The sequence below is a fragment of the Enterobacter sp. DN genome, assembly GCF_046054285.1.
Lineage (GTDB): Bacteria > Pseudomonadota > Gammaproteobacteria > Enterobacterales > Enterobacteriaceae > Enterobacter > Enterobacter hormaechei_C.
Map to the genome: position 1 here is coordinate 458,970 of NZ_JBJJTG010000004.1, position 23,233 is coordinate 482,202.

The 23,233-nt window shown below is 53.8% G+C and carries 19 protein-coding genes; 16 read left to right on the forward strand and 3 right to left on the reverse strand.

Features of this window, described 5'->3' with window-relative positions; genetic code table 11:
• Positions 1-41: 41 nt before the first annotated feature.
• The 3 genes from dapD to map all read right to left on the reverse strand — a co-directional run bounded on the left by dapD (position 42) and on the right by map (position 4,431).
• Positions 42-866, reverse strand: coding sequence for a 2,3,4,5-tetrahydropyridine-2,6-dicarboxylate N-succinyltransferase (gene dapD / locus ACJTMZ_RS13005; protein WP_003856214.1), 825 nt, complete (start codon positions 864-866; stop codon positions 42-44).
• 32 nt (positions 867-898) lie between these two features.
• The gene (gene glnD, locus ACJTMZ_RS13010; protein WP_023295946.1) at positions 899-3,574 is read right to left on the reverse strand and encodes a bifunctional uridylyltransferase/uridylyl-removing protein GlnD; all 2,676 of its coding nucleotides are present in this window, start codon (positions 3,572-3,574) and stop codon (positions 899-901) included.
• Positions 3,575-3,636: 62 nt separating this feature from the next.
• A complete protein-coding gene (gene map / locus ACJTMZ_RS13015; RefSeq protein ID WP_032652626.1) occupies positions 3,637-4,431 on the reverse strand; it encodes a type I methionyl aminopeptidase in 795 nt (264 codons plus the stop codon).
• A 321-nt stretch (positions 4,432-4,752) separates the two neighbouring features.
• On the opposite strand from map, the gene rpsB reads away from it, so the two are divergent.
• The 16 genes from rpsB to dnaE all read left to right on the forward strand — a co-directional run bounded on the left by rpsB (position 4,753) and on the right by dnaE (position 23,227).
• Positions 4,753-5,478: a 30S ribosomal protein S2 gene (gene rpsB, locus ACJTMZ_RS13020; protein ID WP_003856207.1), complete on the forward strand. Its 726-nt coding sequence runs from the start codon at positions 4,753-4,755 to the stop codon at positions 5,476-5,478.
• 117 nt (positions 5,479-5,595) lie between these two features.
• Positions 5,596-6,447 carry a translation elongation factor Ts gene (gene tsf, locus ACJTMZ_RS13025; RefSeq protein WP_015572722.1) on the forward strand — a complete coding sequence of 284 codons (852 nt, stop codon included), beginning with the start codon at positions 5,596-5,598 and terminating at the stop codon, positions 6,445-6,447.
• A gap of 149 nt (positions 6,448-6,596) precedes the next feature.
• Positions 6,597-7,322: a UMP kinase gene (gene pyrH / locus ACJTMZ_RS13030; RefSeq protein WP_002889306.1), complete on the forward strand. Its 726-nt coding sequence runs from the start codon at positions 6,597-6,599 to the stop codon at positions 7,320-7,322.
• Positions 7,323-7,489: 167 nt separating this feature from the next.
• Positions 7,490-8,047 (forward strand): ribosome recycling factor, encoded by a 558-nt coding sequence (gene frr / locus ACJTMZ_RS13035; protein WP_017383739.1) that lies wholly within the window; start codon positions 7,490-7,492, stop codon positions 8,045-8,047.
• A 92-nt stretch (positions 8,048-8,139) separates the two neighbouring features.
• Positions 8,140-9,339 (forward strand): 1-deoxy-D-xylulose-5-phosphate reductoisomerase, encoded by a 1,200-nt coding sequence (gene ispC / locus ACJTMZ_RS13040; protein WP_015572723.1) that lies wholly within the window; start codon positions 8,140-8,142, stop codon positions 9,337-9,339.
• A 185-nt stretch (positions 9,340-9,524) separates the two neighbouring features.
• Positions 9,525-10,283 (forward strand): (2E,6E)-farnesyl-diphosphate-specific ditrans,polycis-undecaprenyl-diphosphate synthase, encoded by a 759-nt coding sequence (gene ispU, locus ACJTMZ_RS13045; protein WP_003856176.1) that lies wholly within the window; start codon positions 9,525-9,527, stop codon positions 10,281-10,283.
• 12 nt (positions 10,284-10,295) lie between these two features.
• Positions 10,296-11,153, forward strand: coding sequence for a phosphatidate cytidylyltransferase (cdsA, locus tag ACJTMZ_RS13050; RefSeq protein WP_003856175.1), 858 nt, complete (start codon positions 10,296-10,298; stop codon positions 11,151-11,153).
• An 11-nt stretch (positions 11,154-11,164) separates the two neighbouring features.
• Complete coding sequence (rseP, locus tag ACJTMZ_RS13055; RefSeq protein ID WP_252010810.1) at positions 11,165-12,517, forward strand: sigma E protease regulator RseP; 1,353 nt, start codon at positions 11,165-11,167, stop codon at positions 12,515-12,517.
• 31 nt (positions 12,518-12,548) lie between these two features.
• Entirely contained in the window at positions 12,549-14,966 is a 2,418-nt protein-coding gene (bamA, locus tag ACJTMZ_RS13060) for an outer membrane protein assembly factor BamA (RefSeq protein WP_003856172.1), read from the forward strand.
• 123 nt (positions 14,967-15,089) lie between these two features.
• A complete protein-coding gene (skp, locus tag ACJTMZ_RS13065; protein WP_006810039.1) occupies positions 15,090-15,584 on the forward strand; it encodes a molecular chaperone Skp in 495 nt (164 codons plus the stop codon).
• Positions 15,585-15,587: 3 nt separating this feature from the next.
• Positions 15,588-16,613, forward strand: coding sequence for a UDP-3-O-(3-hydroxymyristoyl)glucosamine N-acyltransferase (gene lpxD / locus ACJTMZ_RS13070; protein ID WP_003856168.1), 1,026 nt, complete (start codon positions 15,588-15,590; stop codon positions 16,611-16,613).
• A gap of 104 nt (positions 16,614-16,717) precedes the next feature.
• Entirely contained in the window at positions 16,718-17,173 is a 456-nt protein-coding gene (gene fabZ, locus ACJTMZ_RS13075; RefSeq protein ID WP_003856165.1) for a 3-hydroxyacyl-ACP dehydratase FabZ, read from the forward strand.
• 3 nt (positions 17,174-17,176) lie between these two features.
• Positions 17,177-17,965, forward strand: coding sequence for an acyl-ACP--UDP-N-acetylglucosamine O-acyltransferase (gene lpxA / locus ACJTMZ_RS13080; RefSeq protein ID WP_047740769.1), 789 nt, complete (start codon positions 17,177-17,179; stop codon positions 17,963-17,965).
• The gene (gene lpxB / locus ACJTMZ_RS13085; RefSeq protein ID WP_003856161.1) at positions 17,965-19,113 is read left to right on the forward strand and encodes a lipid-A-disaccharide synthase; all 1,149 of its coding nucleotides are present in this window, start codon (positions 17,965-17,967) and stop codon (positions 19,111-19,113) included. Before lpxA ends, lpxB begins: the two co-directional genes overlap by 1 nt.
• Positions 19,110-19,706: a ribonuclease HII gene (gene rnhB / locus ACJTMZ_RS13090; RefSeq protein ID WP_015572727.1), complete on the forward strand. Its 597-nt coding sequence runs from the start codon at positions 19,110-19,112 to the stop codon at positions 19,704-19,706. The genes lpxB and rnhB overlap by 4 nt, the downstream gene beginning before the upstream one ends.
• A gap of 38 nt (positions 19,707-19,744) precedes the next feature.
• Positions 19,745-23,227, forward strand: a complete 3,483-nt coding sequence (gene dnaE / locus ACJTMZ_RS13095) for a DNA polymerase III subunit alpha (protein ID WP_032647311.1) — start codon at positions 19,745-19,747, stop codon at positions 23,225-23,227.
• The last annotated feature ends 6 nt before the right edge of the window (positions 23,228-23,233 follow it).

Sequence of the window (23,233 nt, forward strand, 5' to 3'; positions counted from 1 at the left end):
ATAAAAAAAGCGGGGTTGCCCCCGCTTTTTGTTATACCCGATTAATCGATGGTGCGCAGCAGTTCATTGATGCCCACTTTACCGCGCGTTTTCGCGTCCACTTTTTTCACGATGACCGCGCAATACAGGCTGTATTTGCCATCTTTAGACGGCAGGTTGCCGGAAACCACAACGGAACCGGCTGGAACGCGGCCGTAGTGAATTTCACCGGTTTCGCGATCGTAAATACGGGTGCTCTGGCCAATATAAACGCCCATGGAGATCACAGAACCTTCTTCGACGATCACGCCTTCCACCACTTCGGAACGTGCGCCGATGAAGCAGTTGTCTTCGATGATGGTTGGGTTAGCCTGAAGTGGCTCTAGAACGCCACCGATGCCCACACCGCCGGACAGGTGAACGTTTTTACCGATCTGCGCGCAGGAGCCGACGGTAGCCCAGGTGTCCACCATGGTGCCTTCGTCAACGTAGGCGCCGATGTTCACGTAGGATGGCATCAGCACGGTGTTGCGTGCGATGAAGGCACCCTGACGAACGGCCGCGGGTGGTACTACGCGGAAGCCCTCTTTCTGGAAGCGCGCTTCGTCGTAATCCGCAAATTTCATTGGCACTTTATCGAAGTAGCGGCTTTCTGCTCCGTCGATAACCTGGTTATCGTTGATACGGAAAGAGAGCAGCACAGCTTTCTTCAGCCATTGATGAGTAACCCACTGACCGTCGATTTTTTCTGCCACGCGCAGCGCGCCGGAATCCAGCAGGGAAATAACCTGGTTTACCGCTTCACGGGTCACGGTATCCACATTTGCCGGAGTGATGTCGGCGCGACGCTCAAAAGCGGACTCAATAACGTTCTGTAACTGCTGCATTGTTTACTCTTTCCATTTCACTAAAAAACACGTCACCCTTTATCGTTTGGATTGAGGGCTGCTGTCAACCGTTGTTGCACTTCAAGTTGCAGGTCATTATTAAGGGCACGCCGGTCGGCCGTCGCGATTATAAATAAATCTTCTACTCGTTCGCCAATGGTTGTAATTCGGGCGCCGTGAAGCGAAATTCCCAGATCGGCAAAAACCTGACCGACGCGGGCGAGCAGCCCTGGCTGGTCGAGCGCAATCAGCTCAAGGAACGATTTACGGTCGGTATGGGTCGGCAGGAAATTGACCTCGGTATCGACGGTAAAGTGGCGCAGTTTTGCCGCCTGACGACGCGGCTGCGGAGGTTGCCAGCTGCGCTGCGTAATCGCCTGCTCGAGGCCAAAGCGTATCCCCTCATGCCTGTCCGACGACAGCGGGCTGCCGTCCGGCTCCAGCACAATAAAGGTGTCCATCGCCATGCCGTCGCGGGTGGTAAAAATCTGCGCGTCGTGCACGCTCAGGTTACGCCTGTCCAGCTCGGCACAGACCGCTGCAAACAAATAAGGCCGGTCCGGACTCCAGATAAAGATCTCTGTCCCGCCGCGCGTGGCCTGCGGGCTGAGCAGAATCATCGGTTTTGTCAGGTCGTGCTTCAGCAGATGCCGGGCGTGCCAGGCAAGCTGGTTTGGGCTGTGGCGCACAAAGTAGTTGGCGCGACAGCGCGCCCAAATCTGATGCAGCGCCTCTTCGTTGATGTTATCCATGCGCAGCAGAGCCAGCGCCTGCAACTGATGGTGGCGCACACGCTCGCGCATGTCGGGGGTGTTCTGCATCCCGCGACGCAGCTGTTTTTCGGTGGCGAAGTAGAGTTCGCGCAGCAGGCTCTGCTTCCAGCTGTTCCACAGGGTTTCGTTGGTGGCGCAGATATCGGCTACCGTCAGGCAGACCAGGTAGCGCAGGCGGTTCTCCGTTTGCACTTCCTCGGCGAACTGCTTGATCACTTCCGGATCCTGAATATCACGACGCTGAGCGGTAACTGACATCAGCAGATGATGGCGAACCAGCCAGGCGATAAGCTGCGTTTCACGCGAGTTCAGGCCGTGCAGCTCGGCAAATTTCAGCACGTCCTGGGCACCGAGTACGGAGTGGTCGCCGCCGCGACCTTTGGCGATATCATGGAACAGGGCGGCGATCAGGATCAGCTCCGGGTGCGCCAGACGTGGCCACAGATCAACGCACAGCGGATGGCGGGATCGCGTCTCTTCTTTAGCGAAGCTTTCCAGCTTCAGCATGACGCGGATTGTGTGCTCATCTACCGTATAGGCGTGAAACAGGTCGAACTGCATCTGCCCGACAATATGCGACCACTGGGGCATATAGGCCCACAATACGCTGTGACGGTGCATCGGCAGCAGACCGCGGCTGACGGCGCCCGGATGACGAAGCATGCTCAGGAACAGCGAGCGCGCCTCCGGGATGTAACACAGCGGCTGCTTCAGATGGCGTCGTGCATGGCGCAGATGACGCAGGGTGGTGGAGTAGATCCCGGTGATCGTGCTGTTGCGCACCATGGTGTAGAACATTCGCAGGATCGCTTCCGGTTCGCGAATGAACAACGTTTCGTCGCGCAGATCGATAAGCGTGCCGCGCAGCTGAAATTCGTCATCAATCGGACGCGGTTTTTCGTCTGCCGTCAGCGCGAGGATCGCCTCATCGAACAGCTGTAACAGCATCTGGTTTAGCTCAGAGACGCGGCGGGTGACGCGGAAGAAATCCTTCATCATTTGCTCGACCGGCTCGTTGCCCTCGCCCTGGTAATTCAGGCGCTGCGCCACGCTGAGCTGTCGGTCAAACAGCAGGCGGTTATCGTAGCGGGTGACTTCCAGGTGCAGGGCAAAACGGATGCGCCACAGCAGATGCAGACACTCATTGAGTTCGTTACGTTCGGCTTCGGTCAGAAAACCAAACCCGACCATTTCGTCCAGCGATGTTGCCCCAAAATGGCGACGGGCGACCCATTGCAGCGTGTGGATATCGCGCAGGCCACCGGGGCTGCTTTTAATATCCGGTTCGAGATTATAGCTGGTACCGTGATAGCGCTGGTGGCGCTGGTTTTGTTCTTCGACTTTCGCGGCGAAGAATTTTTCCGAAGGCCAGAAGCCGTCGCTAAAGATGTGCTTTTGCAGTTCGAGGAACAGCGCAACGTCGCCAATCAGCAGGCGGGTTTCAATCAGGTTGGTGGCGACGGTCAGGTCAGATAACCCTTCCAGCAGACACTCTTCCAGCGTGCGTACGCTGTGGCCCACTTCCAGCTTTACGTCCCAGAGCAGGGTCAACAGTTCACCGATTTTCTGCGCCCGATCGTCCGGCAGTTTTTTACGGCTTAAGATCAGCAGGTCGATATCAGAGAGTGGATGCAGTTCACCCCGGCCATAGCCGCCGACCGCAACCAGCGCGACGTCGCTCACCTGTCCGAAACCGTAGTCGATCCACAGACGTTGCAGGAGCTGGTCGATAAATTCGGTGCGCGCTTCAATGAGCTGTTCGGCCGAAATGCCTGCGTCAAATGCGTTACCCAGCCAGCGATGGAAAACCTCCATGTGGGCTTTGATATGCGCGCAGGTCAGCTCATGCGGTGGCCAGACGCCCGGGTTATCAGGCTGGTCGGGGAGGGTGGGAAGTGCTGTATTAGCATACTGTTCGGGTAAGAGATTACTCATCGTGCGCCACCCATAAGAAAAAGCTATCGCCATTAAAAAAGCCGGCATTCGCCGGCTTCTTATCACTCAATGTTCGTCAGTATCGCCGGGATGGTGTCATCCTTGCGCAACGTCATAATTTCGCAGCCGTTGTCTGTAACCACAATAGTATGCTCGTACTGGGCAGACAAGCTTCTGTCTTTGGTTTTTACCGTCCAGCCATCTTTCATGGTACGGATGCGGTAATCACCCGCGTTGACCATTGGTTCGATAGTGAAGGTCATGCCCTTTTGCAGCACTACGCCACCGTCGTCTGCATCGTAGTGCAGAACCTGCGGTTCTTCATGGAACACACGACCAATACCGTGACCGCAATATTCGCGCACCACGGAGAAACCTTCCGCTTCCACAAATTTCTGGATTGCGGCACCGATGGTGCGCAGGCGGATGCCCGGCTTCACCATTTTCAGCGCCAGGTAGAGGCTCTCTTGCGTCACTTTGCACAGACGCTCGCCCAGAATCGTCGGCTTGCCAACGATGAACATCTTAGAGGTGTCGCCGTGGTACTCGTCTTTAATCACGGTCACGTCGATGTTGACGATGTCGCCATCTTTCAGCAGTTTTTCGTTGTCCGGAATGCCGTGGCAAACCACTTCATTAATAGAGATGCAGACGGATTTCGGGAAACCGTGATAGCCAAGGCAGGCGGAGACCGCGTGCTGCTCGTTGACGATATAGTCGTTACAGATGCGATCCAGTTCGCCAGTGCTGACGCCCGGTTTCACAAACGGCTCGATCATTTCCAGCACGTCCGCGGCCAGACGACCGGCGACGCGCATCTTTTCAATTTCTTCAGGTGTCTTAATAGAGATAGCCATGTAATCTGTCCATCGGTGTCGATTTTTTCGACAATACTAGTGTAAGTGTTGTCAATGGTATCAGTCAGGCGCACCCCGTGCCAAATTGAGAATCATTAACAGCACACTCCGCCAACAATTATTGGTTTCTGGCCGTGTTTTGTGATATAAAGCGCGCCGGACTTCCGATCCATCTCAGATACACAGGCTGGACGGGAGCGACAAATCTCACTTTGTGTAACAACACACACGTATCGGCACATATTCCGGGGTGCCCTTCGGGGTCGGTAATATGGGATACGTGGAGGCATAACCCCAACTTTCAATATAGAGGTTTTAAACATGGCAACTGTTTCCATGCGCGACATGCTCAAGGCTGGTGTTCACTTCGGTCACCAGACCCGTTACTGGAACCCGAAAATGAAGCCTTTCATCTTCGGCGCACGTAACAAAGTTCACATCATCAACCTTGAGAAGACTGTACCAATGTTCAACGAAGCCTTGGCTGAGCTGAACAAGATCTCTTCCCGTAAAGGTAAGATTCTGTTCGTTGGTACTAAGCGCGCTGCAAGCGAAGCTGTGAAAGATGCTGCTAACAGCTGCGACCAGTTCTTCGTGAACCATCGCTGGTTGGGCGGCATGCTGACCAACTGGAAAACTGTTCGTCAGTCCATCAAGCGCCTGAAAGATCTGGAAACCCAGTCTCAGGACGGTACTTTCGATAAGCTGACTAAGAAAGAAGCGCTGATGCGCACTCGTGAACTGGACAAGCTGGAAAACAGCCTGGGCGGTATCAAAGATATGGGCGGCCTGCCAGACGCGCTGTTCGTAATCGATGCAGACCACGAGCACATCGCAATCAAAGAAGCTAACAACCTGGGTATCCCGGTATTCGCTATCGTTGATACCAACTCCGATCCGGACGGTGTTGACTTCGTTATCCCGGGTAACGACGACGCAATCCGTGCTGTTAGCCTGTACCTGAGCGCTGTAGCTGCTACCGTTCGTGAAGGCCGTTCCCAGGATCTGGCTTCTCAGGCGGAAGAAAGCTTCGTAGAAGCTGAATAATAAGGTTTTACCCCTTATTAGTACCGTGTATGAATAGGGGCCCATTATCGGCCCCTTTTTTCAATTTATACTGTTTGGCTCCCGGCCGGGCAGTTCACATCTCCCGAGGATTTAAGAATGGCTGAAATTACCGCATCCCTGGTAAAAGAGCTGCGTGAGCGTACTGGCGCAGGCATGATGGATTGCAAAAAAGCGCTGACCGAAGCGAACGGCGACATCGAGCTGGCAATCGAAAACATGCGTAAATCCGGTGCGATCAAAGCAGCTAAGAAAGCAGGCAACGTTGCTGCTGACGGCGTGATCATCACCAAAATCGACGGCAACTACGGCATCATTCTGGAAGTTAACTGCCAGACTGACTTCGTTGCTAAAGATGCTGGTTTCCAGGCATTTGCTAACAAAGTTCTGGACGCAGCGGTTGCAGGCAAAATCACTGACGTTGAAGTTCTGAAAGCACAGTTCGAAGAAGAGCGTGTAGCGCTGGTTGCTAAAATCGGTGAGAACATCAACATCCGTCGCGTTTCTTCCCTGGAAGGCGATGTTCTGGGCTCTTACCAGCACGGCGCGCGTATCGGTGTTCTGGTTGCGGCTAAAGGCGCTGACGAAGAGCTGGTTAAACAGCTGGCAATGCACATCGCTGCAAGCAAACCAGAATTCGTTAAGCCAGAAGACGTGTCTGCTGAAGTGGTAGAGAAAGAGTACCAGGTTCAGCTGGACATCGCGATGCAGTCTGGTAAGCCAAAAGAAATCGCAGAGAAAATGGTTGAAGGCCGCATGAAGAAATTCACCGGCGAAGTTTCTCTGACTGGCCAGCCTTTCGTAATGGATCCAAGCAAGTCTGTTGCTCAGCTGCTGAAAGAGCACAACGCTGATGTAACTGGCTTCATCCGCTTCGAAGTGGGCGAAGGCATCGAGAAAGTTGAGACTGACTTCGCAGCAGAAGTTGCTGCAATGTCCAAGCAGTCTTAATGATTGAAAAGGAGCCGCCTGAGGGCGGCTTCTTTTTGTCACCCGTCTCACGAAATCAGACAGGCTCCAGTATCGCTGTGCTGATTTGCGACATATCATGTCGCCAGAATTAACCCCATCTTAATCGTTGACAGTCTCAGGAAAGAAACATGGCTACCAATGCAAAACCCGTGTACAAACGCATTCTGCTTAAGCTGAGTGGCGAAGCGCTGCAAGGATCGGAAGGCTTCGGTATTGACGCAAGCATCCTTGATCGCATGGCACAGGAAATCAAAGAACTGGTCGAACTGGGTATTCAGGTTGGCGTGGTCATTGGCGGTGGCAACCTTTTCCGTGGTGCTGGTCTGGCGAAAGCGGGGATGAACCGCGTAGTGGGCGACCACATGGGTATGCTGGCAACCGTGATGAATGGCCTGGCGATGCGTGATGCGCTTCATCGCGCCTATGTGAACGCTCGCCTGATGTCCGCTATTCCTTTGAATGGCGTATGCGATAACTACAGCTGGGCAGAGGCCATCAGCCTGCTGCGCAACAACCGCGTGGTGATCCTCTCCGCCGGTACGGGTAATCCGTTCTTTACCACCGATTCCGCAGCCTGCCTGCGCGGTATCGAAATCGAAGCCGATGTGGTGCTGAAAGCGACCAAAGTAGATGGCGTGTTTACTGCCGACCCGGCAAAAGATCCTTCAGCGACCATGTACGATCAGCTGACCTACAGCGAAGTGCTGGAAAAAGAGCTGAAAGTGATGGATCTTGCCGCCTTTACGCTGGCTCGTGACCACAAACTACCGATCCGTGTCTTCAACATGAACAAGCCAGGCGCGCTGCGTCGCGTTGTTATGGGCGAAAAAGAAGGCACTTTGATCACGGAATAATTTCCGTCGGCGATAAATACAGGTAAGATTCCGCTTTATTTCGACGTGGTATCTTACCCGGGCGCGCCTTTGGCGTTGTCATGAATTAAACGCGACTATACTTAGCACACCTGTAGCGCTGTGCTGGCGGATAGTCTGCCTGAGACAAGTTTTCAAGGATCCGTAACGTGATTAACGACATCAGAAAAGATGCTGAAGTACGCATGGAAAAATGCGTAGAAGCGTTCAAAAACCAAATCAGCAAAATCCGTACTGGCCGTGCTTCCCCAAGCCTGCTGGATGGCATCATCGTAGAATATTACGGTACGCCAACGCCTCTGCGTCAGCTGGCGAGCGTGACGGTAGAAGATACCCGTACCCTGAAAATCAACGTGTTCGACCGCTCAATGAGCCCGGCCGTTGAAAAAGCAATCATGGCATCTGACCTGGGTCTGAACCCAAGCTCAGCCGGCGCGGATATTCGCGTTCCACTGCCTCCTCTGACGGAAGAGCGTCGTAAAGACCTGATCAAAGTAGTGCGTGGCGAAGCTGAGCAGGGTCGTGTTTCCGTGCGTAACGTGCGTCGCGATGCGAACGATAAAGTGAAAGCCCTGCTGAAAGAAAAAGAGATCAGTGAAGATGACGATCGTCGTTCTCAGGACGACATTCAGAAAATGACCGACGCGGCCATCAAGAAAATTGATGCGGCGCTGGCAGAAAAAGAAGCGGAACTGATGCAGTTCTGATTTTCGCTGTACACTGATAAACGCCGTTCAGAAGGACATTGGGTCTTGCTGGCGGCGTTTTGCTTTTATCTGGTCTAACTTTTGGGCATCTCATGAAGCATCTCACTCTCCTCGGCTCGACCGGCTCTATCGGTTGCAGCACTCTCGACGTTGTACGTCATAATCCTGACAGCTACACCGTAGCCGCGCTTGTGGCCGGAAAAAACGTGCAGCGAATGGTCGAACAGTGCCTGGAGTTTACCCCCCGTTTTGCGGTGATGGATGATGAAGAGAGCGCCCGCCAGGTGAAAGCGCTGTTGCAGGAGAAGGGCTGCCGTACCGAGGTGCTCAGCGGGCAACAGGCGGCGTGCGATATGGCCGCGCTTGATGAAGTTGATCAGGTCATGGCGGCAATCGTCGGGGCGGCGGGTCTTCTGCCGACGCTTGCCGCTATTGATGCGGGGAAAGATGTCCTGCTTGCGAACAAAGAGTCGCTGGTCACCTGTGGACGCCTCTTTATGGAGGCGGTAAAACAGCGTGGGGCGCGTCTTTTGCCGGTCGATAGCGAGCACAACGCGATTTTTCAGAGTTTGCCTCAACCTTTTCAACAAAACCTGGGGTACGCTGACCTGGAGCAGAATGGCGTTGTGTCGATTCTGCTTACCGGGTCTGGTGGCCCGTTCCGTGAAACGCCACTGTCTGAATTGAGCGCAATGACGCCGGATCAGGCGTGCCGTCATCCGAACTGGTCAATGGGGCGTAAGATCTCCGTCGATTCGGCCACCATGATGAACAAAGGTCTGGAATACATTGAAGCTCGCTGGCTGTTCAATGCGTCGGCGAAACAGATGGAAGTGCTGATCCACCCGCAGTCGGTGATTCACTCGATGGTGCGCTATCAGGACGGCAGCGTGCTGGCCCAGCTGGGCGAACCGGATATGCGTACGCCTATTGCTCATACGATGGCGTGGCCAAACCGCGTTAAATCGGGCGTTAAACCTCTCGATTTTTGTAAGCTGAGTTCACTGACGTTTAGCGAGCCTGATTACGACCGTTATCCCTGTCTGAAACTGGCGATGACGGCCTTCGATCAGGGGCAGGCGGCGACAACGGCGCTTAATGCAGCCAATGAAGTGACCGTTGAAGCATTCCTGAATCAGCAGATCCGCTTTACTGACATCGCCGCGTTGAATTTATCCGTGCTGGAGATAATGGATTTGCGTGAGCCGCAGAGCGTGGAAGAGGTGCTGGCCGTGGATGAACAGGCACGCATTGTTGCGCGTAAACAGGTGACACGTCTCGCAAGCTGGTGATAAAGCAAGCACTAGTCGTCGTGCTATTTGTTAGCGTTGGGCTTCAGTGATATAGTCTGCGCCACCTGATCGCAGGTATTTGGCTTTAAGTGGTCAGGTAAGCCGTGGTTTGACACGGCTTTTTTATGTATAGGCTTCAGTATTCCTGTGTACCGTTAAATCCTTTCAGGGACTAAAAACGCGTTATGTTGTCTGCGAATCAACCAATAAGCGAAAACTTGCCAGCACATGGCTGTCGCCATGTTGCAATCATCATGGATGGCAATGGCCGCTGGGCGAAAAGACAAGGGAAGATACGAGCCTTTGGGCATAAAGCTGGGGCGAAATCTGTTCGCCGCGCCGTCTCTTTTGCCGCCAATAACGGCATTGATGCGTTAACGCTCTATGCTTTTAGCAGTGAGAACTGGAATCGACCTGCGCAGGAAGTGACTGCGTTGATGGAACTGTTCGTGTGGGCGCTCGATAGTGAAGTAAAAAGCCTGCACCGCCACAACGTCCGCTTGCGTATTATTGGCGAAACCAGTCGTTTTAACTCACGTTTGCAGGAACGGATTCGCAAAGCAGAAGCGCTGACGGAAAATAATACCGGCCTGACGCTCAATATCGCGGCGAATTACGGCGGACGCTGGGATATTATCCAGGGGGTTCGGCATTTGGCTGAGCAGGTTCAGGAAGGGCTGTTAAGACCCGACCAGATTGATGAAGAGGCGCTGAGTCAGCAAATCTGCATGAATGAACTGGCACCCGTGGATTTGGTTATAAGGACAGGGGGGGAACATCGCATAAGTAACTTTTTGCTGTGGCAAATTGCCTACGCCGAACTTTACTTTACGGATGTTCTTTGGCCAGATTTTGATGAACAAGACTTTGAAGGTGCGCTGCATGCCTTTGCCAATCGAGAGCGTCGTTTCGGCGGCACCGAGCCTGGTGGCGATAACGCCTGATGGGGGTAGCTTTTGCTGAAGTATCGCCTGATTTCCGCTTTTGTATTAATACCCGTCGTCATCGCAGCGCTGTTTTTACTGCCTCCGGTGGGATTCGCTATTGTTACGCTGGTGGTGTGTATGCTCGCCGCGTGGGAATGGGGGCAGCTTAGCGGCTTTACCTCGCGCACTCAGCGGGTATGGCTGGCGGTACTCTGTGGTTTTTTACTGGCCCTGATGCTGTATACCTTGCCTGAATATCATCATGATGTTCACCAGCCGCTGGTTGCCGGATCCTTATGGATATCGCTGGCCTGGTGGATTGCTGCGCTTGTTTTAGTGCTTTTCTATCCGGGCTCTGCGGCGATCTGGCGTAACTCTAAAGTGTTGCGCCTTATTTTTGGTCTGCTCACGATTGTTCCGTTTTTCTGGGGGATGGTTGCGTTGCGCGCCTGGCACTATGACGAAAACCACTACAGCGGCGCGATATGGCTGCTTTATGTGATGATTCTCGTCTGGGGGGCTGACTCCGGGGCCTATATGTTTGGTAAACTGTTCGGCAAACATAAACTGGCGCCAAAGGTTTCTCCGGGCAAAACCTGGCAAGGCTTCATCGGCGGCCTGTTTACGGCAGCGATTATCTCCTGGGGCTATGGCGTCTGGGCGAATCTTGAGGTTGCCCCCTCGACGCTGCTGGTATGTTCGATTTTCGCGGCGCTGGCATCGGTGCTGGGTGATTTAACCGAGAGTATGTTTAAGCGTGAAGCAGGGATTAAGGACAGTGGTCACCTGATTCCAGGACATGGCGGAATACTGGATCGCATTGACAGCCTTACCGCGGCTGTTCCCGTATTTGCTTGCCTGCTTTTACTGGTGTTTGGGACGATATAACGGAAGGTTTTATGCTGAGCATTCTCTGGAATCTGGCGGCGTTCATTGTTGCACTGGGTGTACTGATTACCGTGCATGAATTTGGCCATTTCTGGGTTGCCCGGCGCTGTGGTGTGCGGGTGGAGCGATTCTCGATTGGCTTTGGCAAATCGCTCTGGAAGCGCACCGATAAGCATGGCACCGAGTTTGTCATTGCTCTGATTCCCCTGGGCGGCTATGTCAAAATGCTCGACGAACGCGTTGAGCCTGTCGCCCCGGAACTTCGCCATAGCGCGTTTAACAATAAAACTGTTGGACAACGTGCTGCCATCATCGCTGCCGGCCCGGTAGCCAATTTCATCTTCGCTATCTTCGCTTACTGGCTGGTGTTTATCATCGGTGTGCCTGGCGTGCGCCCGGTCGTGGGCGAAATCACTACGGGTTCTATTGCGGCAACGGCGCAAATTACACCGGGAATGGAACTTAAAGCGATTGATGGTATCGAAACCCCTGATTGGGATGCCGTGAGGTTACAACTGGTTGCCAAAATTGGTGATGAGCAGACAAGCGTCAGCGTATCACCTTTTGGTTCCGACCAGCGGCAGGAAAAAGTGCTGGATTTACGCCACTGGCGCTTTGAGCCAGACAAAGAGGACCCTGTCGCCGCACTCGGGATTCGACCGCGCGGCGCGCAGATCGAGCCGGTATTAGCCGAAGTACAGGCCAAATCGGCAGCGAGTAAAGCAGGTTTACAAGCGGGTGACAGGATCGTTAAAGTCGATGGTCAGCCATTAACACAATGGATGACCTTTGTTACTCTGGTGCGCGATAATCCAGGCAAGCCGCTCGCGCTGGAAGTGGAAAGGCAGGGGAGTTCGCTCTCACTGACTCTCACCCCGGATACCAAATCGGGCGGCGGTAAGGCGGAAGGGTTTGCAGGCGTTGTGCCGAAAGTGATCCCACTGCCAGATGAGTACAAGACAATACGCCAGTATGGGCCGTTTAGCGCCATCGTTGAGGCCACGGATAAAACATGGCAGCTGATGAAGCTTACGGTCAACATGTTGGGGAAATTGATAACCGGTGATGTGAAACTGAACAACCTCAGTGGGCCAATTTCGATTGCTCAGGGGGCTGGGATGTCAGCGGAGTTCGGGGTGATTTACTATCTCATGTTCCTTGCGCTGATTAGCGTGAACCTGGGGATAATCAACCTGTTCCCGCTTCCCGTATTAGATGGGGGCCATCTGCTGTTTTTAGCGATTGAAAAGCTAAAAGGCGGACCGGTATCCGAGCGAGTTCAAGACTTTAGTTATCGCATTGGCTCGATTTTGCTGGTGCTGTTAATGGGGCTTGCACTTTTCAATGATTTCTCTCGGTTGTAAGAGAGTTAGTTAGGAAGAACGCATAATAACGATGGCGATGAAAAAGTTGCTCATAGCGTCGCTGCTGTTTAGCAGCGCGACCGTATACGGTGCTGACGGGTTCGTAGTGAAAGATATTCATTTCGAAGGCCTTCAGCGTGTCGCCGTTGGTGCGGCCCTCCTCAGTATGCCTGTGCGCCCCGGCGATACGGTTAATGATGAAGATATCAGTAACACCATCCGTGCTCTGTTTGCCACTGGCAACTTTGAGGATGTCCGCGTCCTGCGCGATGGTGATACGCTGGTGGTTCAGGTAAAAGAACGTCCAACGATTGCCAGCATCACTTTCTCCGGTAACAAATCGGTGAAAGATGACATGCTCAAGCAGAACCTTGAGGCATCGGGTGTTCGTGTGGGGGAATCTCTGGACCGCACAACCCTTGCAGACATTGAAAAAGGTCTGGAAGATTTCTACTACAGCGTCGGTAAATACAGCGCGAGCGTTAAAGCGGTTGTTACACCGCTGCCACGTAACCGTGTTGACCTGAAACTGGTCTTCCAGGAAGGTGTTTCTGCGAAGATCCAGCAGATCAACATCGTGGGTAACCACGCGTTCAGCACCGACGAACTGATCTCCAACTTCCAGCTGCGTGACGAAGTGCCGTGGTGGAATGTGGTAGGCGATCGTAAATACCAGAAACAGAAACTGGCGGGTGACCTTGAAACCCTGCGCAGCTACTATCTGGATCGCGGTTACGCCCGTTTCAACATCGATTCAACTCAGGTGAGTCTGACTCCGGACAAGAAAGGTATCTACATTACCGTTAACATCACAGAAGGCGATAAGTACACGCTTTCGGGTGTTGAAGTCAGCGGCAACCTGGCAGGACATTCAGCTGAAATTGAATCTCTGACCAAAATTCAGCCGGGCGATCTGTACAGCGGATCTAAAGTCACCAAAATGGAAGACAGCATTAAGAAGCTGCTCGGCCGTTATGGTTATGCGTATCCGCGTGTGCAAACGCAGCCGGAAATTAACGACACGGATAAAACCGTTAAGCTGCACGTTAACGTTGATGCGGGCAACCGCTTCTACGTGCGTAAGATCCGCTTCGAAGGTAACGATACCTCTAAAGACTCCGTTCTGCGCCGTGAAATGCGCCAGATGGAAGGGGCATGGCTGGGAAGCGATCTGGTAGATCAGGGTAAAGAGCGTCTGAACCGTCTGGGCTACTTCGAAACGGTCGATACCGATACTCAGCGTGTACCAGGTCGTCCGGATCAGGTTGATGTTGTTTATAAAGTTAAAGAACGTAATACCGGTAGCTTCAACTTCGGTATTGGTTACGGTACTGAAAGTGGCGTGAGCTTCCAGGTCGGTGTTCAGCAGGATAACTGGCTGGGTACGGGCTACTCTGTCGGTATCAACGGGACGAAAAACGACTACCAGACCTACTCTGAGTTCTCCGTTACCAACCCATACTTCACCGTTGACGGTGTAAGCCTGGGCGGTCGTATCTTCTATAACGACTTTAAAGCGGACGATGCGGACCTCTCCTCGTATACCAACAAGAGTTACGGTCTGGATGGTACGCTTGGCTTCCCGGTTAACGAATACAACACCTTGCGCGCAGGTTTAGGGTACGTGCATAACGACCTGTCCAACATGCAACCGCAGGTGGCGATGTGGCGTTACCTGGACTCCATCGGTCAGTCGGCGAGTACGTCCAGCGATGACAACGGTTTCGCCGCGGATGACTTCACCTTCAACTACGGTTGGACCTACAACCGTCTTGACCGTGGCTACTTCCCGACGGAAGGTTCACGCGTCAATCTGAACGGTAAAGTGACTATCCCGGGCTCGGATAACGAGTTCTACAAGGTCACGCTGGATACGGCGTCCTACTTCCCAATTGATGAAGATCACAAGTGGGTTGTTCTGGGTCGTACCCGTTGGGGTTATGGTGACGGTATTGGAAGCAAAGAACTGCCGTTCTATGAAAACTTCTACGCCGGTGGTTCAAGCACCGTGCGTGGCTTCCAGTCCAATAACATTGGTCCGAAAGCGGTTTATTACGGCGGTAATGACGAAGATAACTGCGCAAGCCGTGATCCTAAGCAAGTATGTAGCTCTGATGACGCAGTAGGTGGTAACGCTATGGCCGTGGCGAGCCTCGAGTTCATCACGCCTACGCCGTTTATCAGTGATAAGTATGCGAACTCCGTGCGTACCTCCTTCTTTATGGATGCAGGTACGGTGTGGGACACCAACTGGGAGAACACCGCCCAGATGCGTGCGGCGGGGGTTCCGGACTACAGCGATCCGAGCAACATTCGCATGTCCGCAGGTATCGCATTACAATGGATGTCACCGCTGGGGCCGTTGGTCTTCTCTTACGCCCAGCCGTTTAAGAAATACGATGGAGACAAAGCGGAGCAGTTCCAGTTTAACATTGGTAAAACCTGGTAATAATCCGCTGCAATGGAATGCGTTGGCAGTGTAGCGCTGACAACCGGCGATCGGTAACACGGTCGCCTTGCCACGCAAAGAACGGTACCCCTCGGGTGCCAATGGGATGGTAAGGAGTTAATTGTGAAAAAGTGGTTATTAGCTGCAGGTCTCGGTTTAGCGATGGCAACTTCTGCTCAGGCAGCGGATAAAATTGCAATCGTCAACATGGGTAATTTGTTCCAGCAGGTTGCACAGAAAACCGGTGTTTCTGCAACGCTGGAAAACGAATTCAAAGGCCGTGCGAGCGAACTGCAACGTATGGAAGGTGATCTTCAGTCCAAGATGCAGCGTCTTCAGCGTGATGGTTCTACCATGAAAGCGAGCGAGCGCAGCAAACTGGAAAAAGACGTCATGTCTCAGCGCCAGACCTTCTCTCAGAAAGCACAGGCTTTCGAGCAGGATCGTCAGCGTCGTTCTAACGAAGAGCGTGGCAAACTGGTGACGCGTATTCAGTCTGCCGTTAAAGCAGTAGCAGCCGATCAGAGCATCGATCTGGTTGTTGATGCGAACGCCGTTGCATTCAACAGCAGCGATGTTAAAGACATCACCGCTGATGTTCTGAAACAGGTTAAATAAGTAATGCCTTCAATTCGACTGGCTGATTTAGCTCAGCAGTTGGATGCAGAATTACACGGTGATGGCGATATCGTCATCACCGCTGTTGCGTCCATGCAATCTGCTAAAGCAGGCACTATTACCTTCATGGTAAGCCCTAAGTACCGTGAACACCTGGCCCAGTGCCAGGCGTCTGCCGTTGTGCTGACGCAGGACGATCTTCCGTTTGCCACTAGCGCTGCACTGGTAGTGAAAAATCCCTACCTGACCTATGCGCGCATGGCCCAAATTCTTGATACCACGCCGCAGCCGGCACAGAACATTGCAGCCAGTGCTGCGATTGATCCGACGGCTCAGCTGGGTAACAACGTATCAGTCGGCGCAAACGCCGTTATCGAATCCGGCGTTGTTTTGGGTGATAACGTGGTGATTGGCCCTGGCTGCTTTGTTGGAAAAAATACGAAAATTGGCGCAGGGACTCGTCTGTGGGCCAATGTCTCTGTCTACCATGAGGTTGAGATTGGCGAGAATTGTCTCGTTCAGTCCAGCACGGTGATTGGTTCTGACGGATTTGGTTACGCCAACGATCGGGGTAACTGGGTTAAGATCCCTCAGCTGGGTCGCGTGATTATCGGCGATCGTGTGGAGATCGGCGCTTGTACAACTATCGACCGCGGTGCGCTTGACGACACCATTATTGGTAACGGTGTTATCATAGACAACCAGTGCCAGATTGCACATAACGTTGTGATTGGCGACAATACCGCAGTTGCGGGTGGTGTTATCATGGCAGGCAGCCTGAAAATTGGCCGTTACTGCATGATTGGCGGTGCCAGCGTGATCAATGGCCATATGGAAATATGCGACAAAGTCACGGTGACGGGGATGGGTATGGTGATGCGTCCAATCACTGAGCCTGGCGTTTATTCCTCAGGTATTCCGCTGCAACCGAACAAGGTCTGGCGTAAAACAGCTGCACTGGTGATGAATATTGATGATATGAGCAAGCGACTCAAAGCGATTGAGCGCAAAATCGATCAACAAGACTAAGCGTTCATCCGTTTAACGCTAAATTTCCCGGCCTGTCGGCTTTGTTTATAAACCGGCAGGCCGTGTTATTATTGCTACTTAGTACATTTGACAGGAAGAGTATTTTGACTACTGACACTCATACTCTGCATATTGAAGAGATTTTAGAACTTCTGCCGCACCGCTATCCGTTTTTACTGGTAGACCGTGTGCTGGATTTTGAAGAAGGTCGTTTTCTGCGCGCAGTGAAAAATGTCTCCGTTAACGAGCCGTTCTTCCAGGGGCACTTCCCTGGTAAGCCTATCTTCCCGGGTGTATTGATCCTGGAAGCGATGGCACAGGCTACCGGTATTCTGGCGTTTAAAAGCGTAGGTAAACTGGAACCGGGTGAACTCTATTACTTCGCGGGTATCGATGAAGCGCGCTTCAAGCGTCCGGTCGTGCCTGGTGATCAAATGATCATGGAAGTCACTTTTGAAAAAACGCGTCGCGGCCTGACTCGCTTCAAAGGCGTAGCTATGGTTGACGGCAAAGTTGTTTGCGAAGCGACAATGATGTGTGCGCGTAGCCGGGAGGCCTGATACGTGATTGATAAATCCGCCTTTATTCATCCTACCGCCATTGTGGAAACGGGTGCCATCATTGGTGCCAATGTCCACATTGGCCCGTTTTGTATTGTTGGACCCCATGTCGAAATTGGTGAGGGTACAGTACTGAAATCTCACGTTGTCGTGAATGGTCATACCACCATTGGCTGCAACAATGAGATCTATCAGTTCGCCTCCATCGGCGAAGTTAACCAGGATCTCAAGTATGCTGGCGAACCGACCCGCGTGGAAATCGGCGATCGTAACCGCATTCGCGAAAGCGTCACCATTCATCGTGGTACAACGCAAGGCGGTGGATTGACGAAGGTGGGCAGCGACAACCTGTTTATGGTTAATGCGCATATTGCGCACGACTGTACCGTGGGTAGCCGCTGTATTCTCGCCAACAACGCAACGCTGGCGGGACACGTATCGGTTGATGATTTCGCCATTATTGGCGGCATGACCGCAGTCCATCAGTTCTGCATCATTGGTGTACACGTGATGGTCGGCGGATGCTCCGGTGTGGCGCAGGACGTCCCACCGTTTGTGATTGCGCAGGGCAACCATGCCACGCCGTTTGGCGTGAACATCGAAGGTCTCAAGCGTCGTGGTTTTAGTCGCGAAGCGATTACTGCGATCCGCAACGCGTACAAACTGCTGTACCGTAGCGGTAAAACGCTGGAAGAGGCTAAGCCGGAAATTGCCGAGCTGGCGAATAAGCACCCTGAAGTGAAAACGTTCATGGAATTCTTTGAACGTTCAACCCGTGGTCTGATTCGTTAATGGTCGACAGTCGTCCGCTTACCATCGCCCTGGTCGCCGGAGAAACCTCCGGCGATATTCTTGGTGCAGGTCTTATCCGCGCGCTTAAAGCCCGTGTACCCAATGCTCGCTTTGTGGGCGTGGCTGGGCCGCTGATGCAGGCCGAAGGCTGTGAAGCCTGGTATGAAATGGAAGAGCTGGCTGTGATGGGCATCGTCGAGGTGCTGGGGCGCTTGCGTCGCCTGCTGCATATTCGCGCCGACCTTACCCGCCGCTTTACCGACCTTAAGCCCGATGTATTTGTCGGCATTGATGCGCCTGATTTCAATATTACCCTTGAAGGGAACCTGAAAAAGCAGGGGATCAAAACTATCCATTACGTCAGTCCGTCCGTGTGGGCGTGGCGACAGAAACGCGTTTTCAAAATCGGACGATCCACTAATCTGGTGCTGGCTTTTCTGCCTTTCGAAAAAGCGTTTTACGACAGATTTAATGTCCCGTGCCGTTTTATCGGTCATACCATGGCGGATGCCATGCCGCTGGATCCGGATAAAAACGCGGCGCGTGACGAACTGGGCATCCCGCATGATGTGCACTGTCTGGCGCTGCTGCCAGGGAGCCGGGGTGCGGAAGTTGAAATGCTCAGTGCCGATTTCCTGAAAACGGCGCAAATTCTTCGCAAGACTTATCCCGATCTTGAAGTGGTCGTGCCGCTGGTGAATGCCAAACGCCGCGAGCAGTTTGAGCGTATCAAAGCTGACGTCGCCCCGGATCTTCACGTCCGCCTGCTGGACGGGAAAGGGCGGCAAGCCATGTTTGCGAGCGATGCCGCACTACTGGCTTCCGGCACGGCTGCGCTGGAGTGTATGCTGGCAAAATGCCCAATGGTGGTCGGTTATCGCATGAAGCCGTTTACCTTCTGGCTGGCAAAACGTCTGGTAAAAACAGATTACGTATCCCTGCCAAACCTGCTTGCGGGTCGCGAACTGGTGAAAGAGCTCTTGCAGGATGAATGCCAGCCGCAGGCACTGGCTGATGCATTACTGCCGCTGCTGGCCAACGGTAAAACCAGCCACCAGATGCATGATACCTTCCGTGAACTGCATCAACTGATCCGCTGTAATGCTGATGAGCAGGCGGCCGATGCGGTGCTGGAGTTAGCACAATGATGGAATTTATTTATCCCCATACCCACCTCGTTGCCGGTGTGGATGAAGTCGGTCGTGGCCCGTTAGTGGGTGCCGTTGTGACCGCGGCGGTGATCCTCGATCCAGCCCGCCCGATCGTTGGCCTGAACGATTCGAAAAAACTGAGTGAAAAGCGTCGCCTGGCGCTGTTCGATGAAATTAAAGAAAAGGCGCTGGCCTGGAGTCTCGGGCGCGCAGAGCCGGATGAGATCGACGATCTGAACATTCTGCACGCCACCATGCTGGCGATGCAGCGTGCCGTCGCTGGCCTGAAGATTGTGCCTGAGTATGTGCTGATCGACGGTAACCGTTGCCCGGCGCTGCCGATGCCTTCCATGGCTGTTGTTAAAGGCGATAGCCGCGTCGCAGAAATCAGTGCGGCGTCAATCATTGCCAAAGTGACGCGCGATGCCGAAATGGCCGCGCTGGACCTCACTTATCCCGCGTATGGTTTCGCCCAGCACAAGGGATATCCAACGGCTTTCCATCTGGAAAAGCTGGCTGAACATGGCGCAACTGAACATCATCGGCGCAGCTTTGGCCCGGTGAAACGCGCGCTGGGACTGGTGTCCTGAATCAAGACGCAAGCAATTAAGTAACGCGGGATTTGAAGATGGCTGAACCACGTTTCGTACACCTGCGGGTGCATAGCGACTACTCCATGATCGATGGGCTGGCAAAGACCGGGCCGCTGGTAAAAAAGGCGGCCTCGCTTGGCATGCCTGCGCTGGCGATCACCGATTTTACCAACCTGTGTGGCCTGGTGAAGTTCTACGGAACGGCGCATGGCGCAGGATTAAAGCCCATCGTCGGCGCGGATTTTCATGTGCAGAGCGACCTGCTCGGCGATGAGATGACGCAAATTTCCGTGTTAGCCATGAATAACACGGGTTATCAGAACCTCACTCTGCTGATCTCAAAAGCCTACCAACGCGGTTACGGCGCACTGGGTCCATGGATTGACCGCGACTGGCTGGCGGAGCTGAACGAAGGTTTGCTGCTGATCTCCGGTGGCCGTATGGGGGATGTCGGCAAATGTCTGCTACGCGGTAATAACGCGCTGGTGGATCAGTGCGTCTCGTTCTACGAAGAGTATTTCCCGGATCGTTATTACCTGGAGCTGATCCGTACCGGGCGTGCGGATGAAGAGAGCTACCTGCATGCGGCCGTCGCCCTGGCGGAAGCGCATGGCCTGCCTGTGGTGGCCACCAACGATGTGCGCTTCCTTGAGGCGGGTGATTTTGACGCGCATGAAATTCGCGTCGCTATCCACGACGGTTTCACCCTCGACGATCCAAAACGCCCGCGCAACTACTCATCGCAGCAGTACATGCGCAGCGAAGAGGAGATGTGTGAGCTCTTCTCGGACATCCCGGAAGCGCTGGAAAACAGCGTAGAGATTGCCAAGCGCTGTAACGTCACCGTGCGTCTCGGCGAATACTTCCTGCCGCAGTTCCCGACGGGAGACATGACCACCGAAGATTTCCTGGTCATGAAATCGAAAGAGGGTCTGGAAGAGCGTCTGGAATTCCTCTTCCCGGATGAAGCGGTCCGTAAAGAGAAACGTCCTGAATATGACGAGCGCCTGGATATTGAACTCCAGGTGATCAACCAGATGGGGTTCCCAGGCTACTTCCTGATCGTGATGGAGTTCATCCAGTGGTCGAAAGATAACGGCGTGCCGGTAGGTCCGGGCCGTGGTTCTGGTGCCGGCTCGCTGGTGGCGTATGCTCTGAAAATCACCGATCTCGATCCGCTGGAATTTGACCTGCTGTTCGAACGTTTTCTCAACCCGGAACGTGTCTCCATGCCCGACTTTGACGTCGACTTCTGCATGGAAAAACGCGACCAGGTGATTGAGCACGTGGCCGATATGTACGGTCGTGATGCGGTTTCGCAGATCATCACCTTCGGTACGATGGCCGCGAAAGCGGTTATCCGCGATGTGGGCCGCGTTCTGGGCCACCCGTACGGTTTTGTCGATCGTATCTCTAAGCTGGTGCCGCCCGATCCGGGCATGACTCTGGCGAAAGCCTTTGAAGCTGAACCTCAGCTGCCGGAAATCTACGAAGCCGACGAAGAGGTCAAAGCGCTGATCGACATGGCGCGCAAGCTGGAAGGCGTCACGCGTAACGCCGGTAAGCATGCGGGGGGTGTGGTTATCGCCCCGACCAAAATCACCGACTTTGCGCCGCTGTACTGCGATGAAGCGGGCCAGCATCCGGTCACCCAGTTCGACAAGAACGACGTAGAATACGCCGGGCTGGTGAAGTTCGACTTCCTCGGCCTGCGTACGCTGACCATCATCAACTGGGCGCTGGAGATGATCAACGCCCGTCGCGAGAAGAACGGCGAGCCGCCGCTGGATATCGCGGCTATCCCGCTTGATGACAAGAAAAGTTTCGACATGCTGCAACGCTCGGAGACGACAGCCGTCTTCCAGCTTGAATCCCGCGGCATGAAAGATTTGATTAAGCGTCTGCAACCAGACTGCTTCGAAGATATGATCGCGCTGGTGGCCCTGTTCCGTCCGGGGCCGTTGCAGTCGGGGATGGTAGATAACTTTATCGACCGTAAACATGGGCGCGAAGAGATTTCCTACCCGGACGTGCAGTGGCAGCATGAAAGCCTGAAACCGGTACTGGAGCCAACCTATGGCATCATCCTGTATCAGGAACAAGTCATGCAGATCGCCCAGGTGCTTTCTGGTTATACCCTTGGCGGCGCAGACATGCTGCGTCGTGCGATGGGTAAGAAAAAGCCGGAAGAGATGGCCAAGCAGCGTTCCATCTTTGAGGATGGGGCGAAGAAAAACGGCGTCGATGGCGAACTGGCGATGAAAATCTTCGACCTGGTGGAGAAATTCGCCGGGTACGGATTTAACAAATCCCACTCCGCCGCCTATGCTTTGGTTTCGTATCAAACGCTGTGGCTGAAGGCTCACTATCCCGCTGAGTTTATGGCGGCGGTAATGACCGCCGATATGGACAACACCGAGAAGGTGGTTGGCCTGGTGGACGAGTGCTGGCGCATGGGGCTGAAGATCCTGCCGCCGGATATTAACTCTGGCCTGTACCATTTCCACGTTAACGATGACGGGGAAATCGTCTATGGGATCGGCGCGATCAAGGGCGTAGGTGAGGGGCCGATCGAGGCGATCATCGAAGCGCGTAACAACGGCGGCTATTTCCGCGAGCTGTTCGATCTGTGCGCCCGCACCGATACCAAAAAACTGAACCGCCGCGTGCTGGAAAAACTGATCATGTCCGGCGCGTTTGATCGGCTGGGGCCACACCGCGCCGCGCTGATGAACTCGCTCGGCGATGCGCTGAAAGCAGCCGATCAGCACGCGAAAGCGGAAGCCATTGGCCAGGCAGATATGTTCGGCGTGCTGGCGGAAGAGCCAGAGCAGATTGAGCAGTCTTATTCCAACTGCCAGCCCTGGCCAGAACAGGTGGTGCTGGATGGGGAGCGTGAGACGTTAGGCCTGTACCTGACGGGGCACCCGATCAACCAGTATCTGAAAGAAATTGAGCGCTATGTCGGCGGCCACAGGCTTAAAGACATGCATCCGACAGAACGTGGTAAAATCACCACGGCTGCGGGGCTCGTGATTGCTGCAAGGGTAATGGTCACCAAGCGCGGCAATCGTATCGGCATCTGTACCCTGGATGACCGTTCCGGGCGTCTGGAGGTGATGTTGTTCACCGACGCGCTGGATAAATACCAGCAATTGCTGGAAAAAGACCGCATACTTATCGTCAGCGGACAGGTCAGCTTTGATGACTTCAGCGGGGGGCTTAAAATGACCGCCCGCGAAGTGATGGACATTGACGAAGCCCGGGAAAAATATGCTCGCGGGCTTGCTATCTCGCTGACGGACAGGCAAATTGATGACCAGCTTTTAAACCGACTCCGTCAGTCTCTGGAACCCCACCGCTCGGGGACCATTCCAGTACATCTCTACTATCAGAGGGCGGATGCACGTGCGCGGTTGCGCTTTGGTGCAACGTGGCGTGTCTCTCCGAGCGATCGTTTACTGAACGATCTCCGTGGCCTCATTGGTTCGGAGCAGGTGGAACTGGAGTTTGACTAATACAGG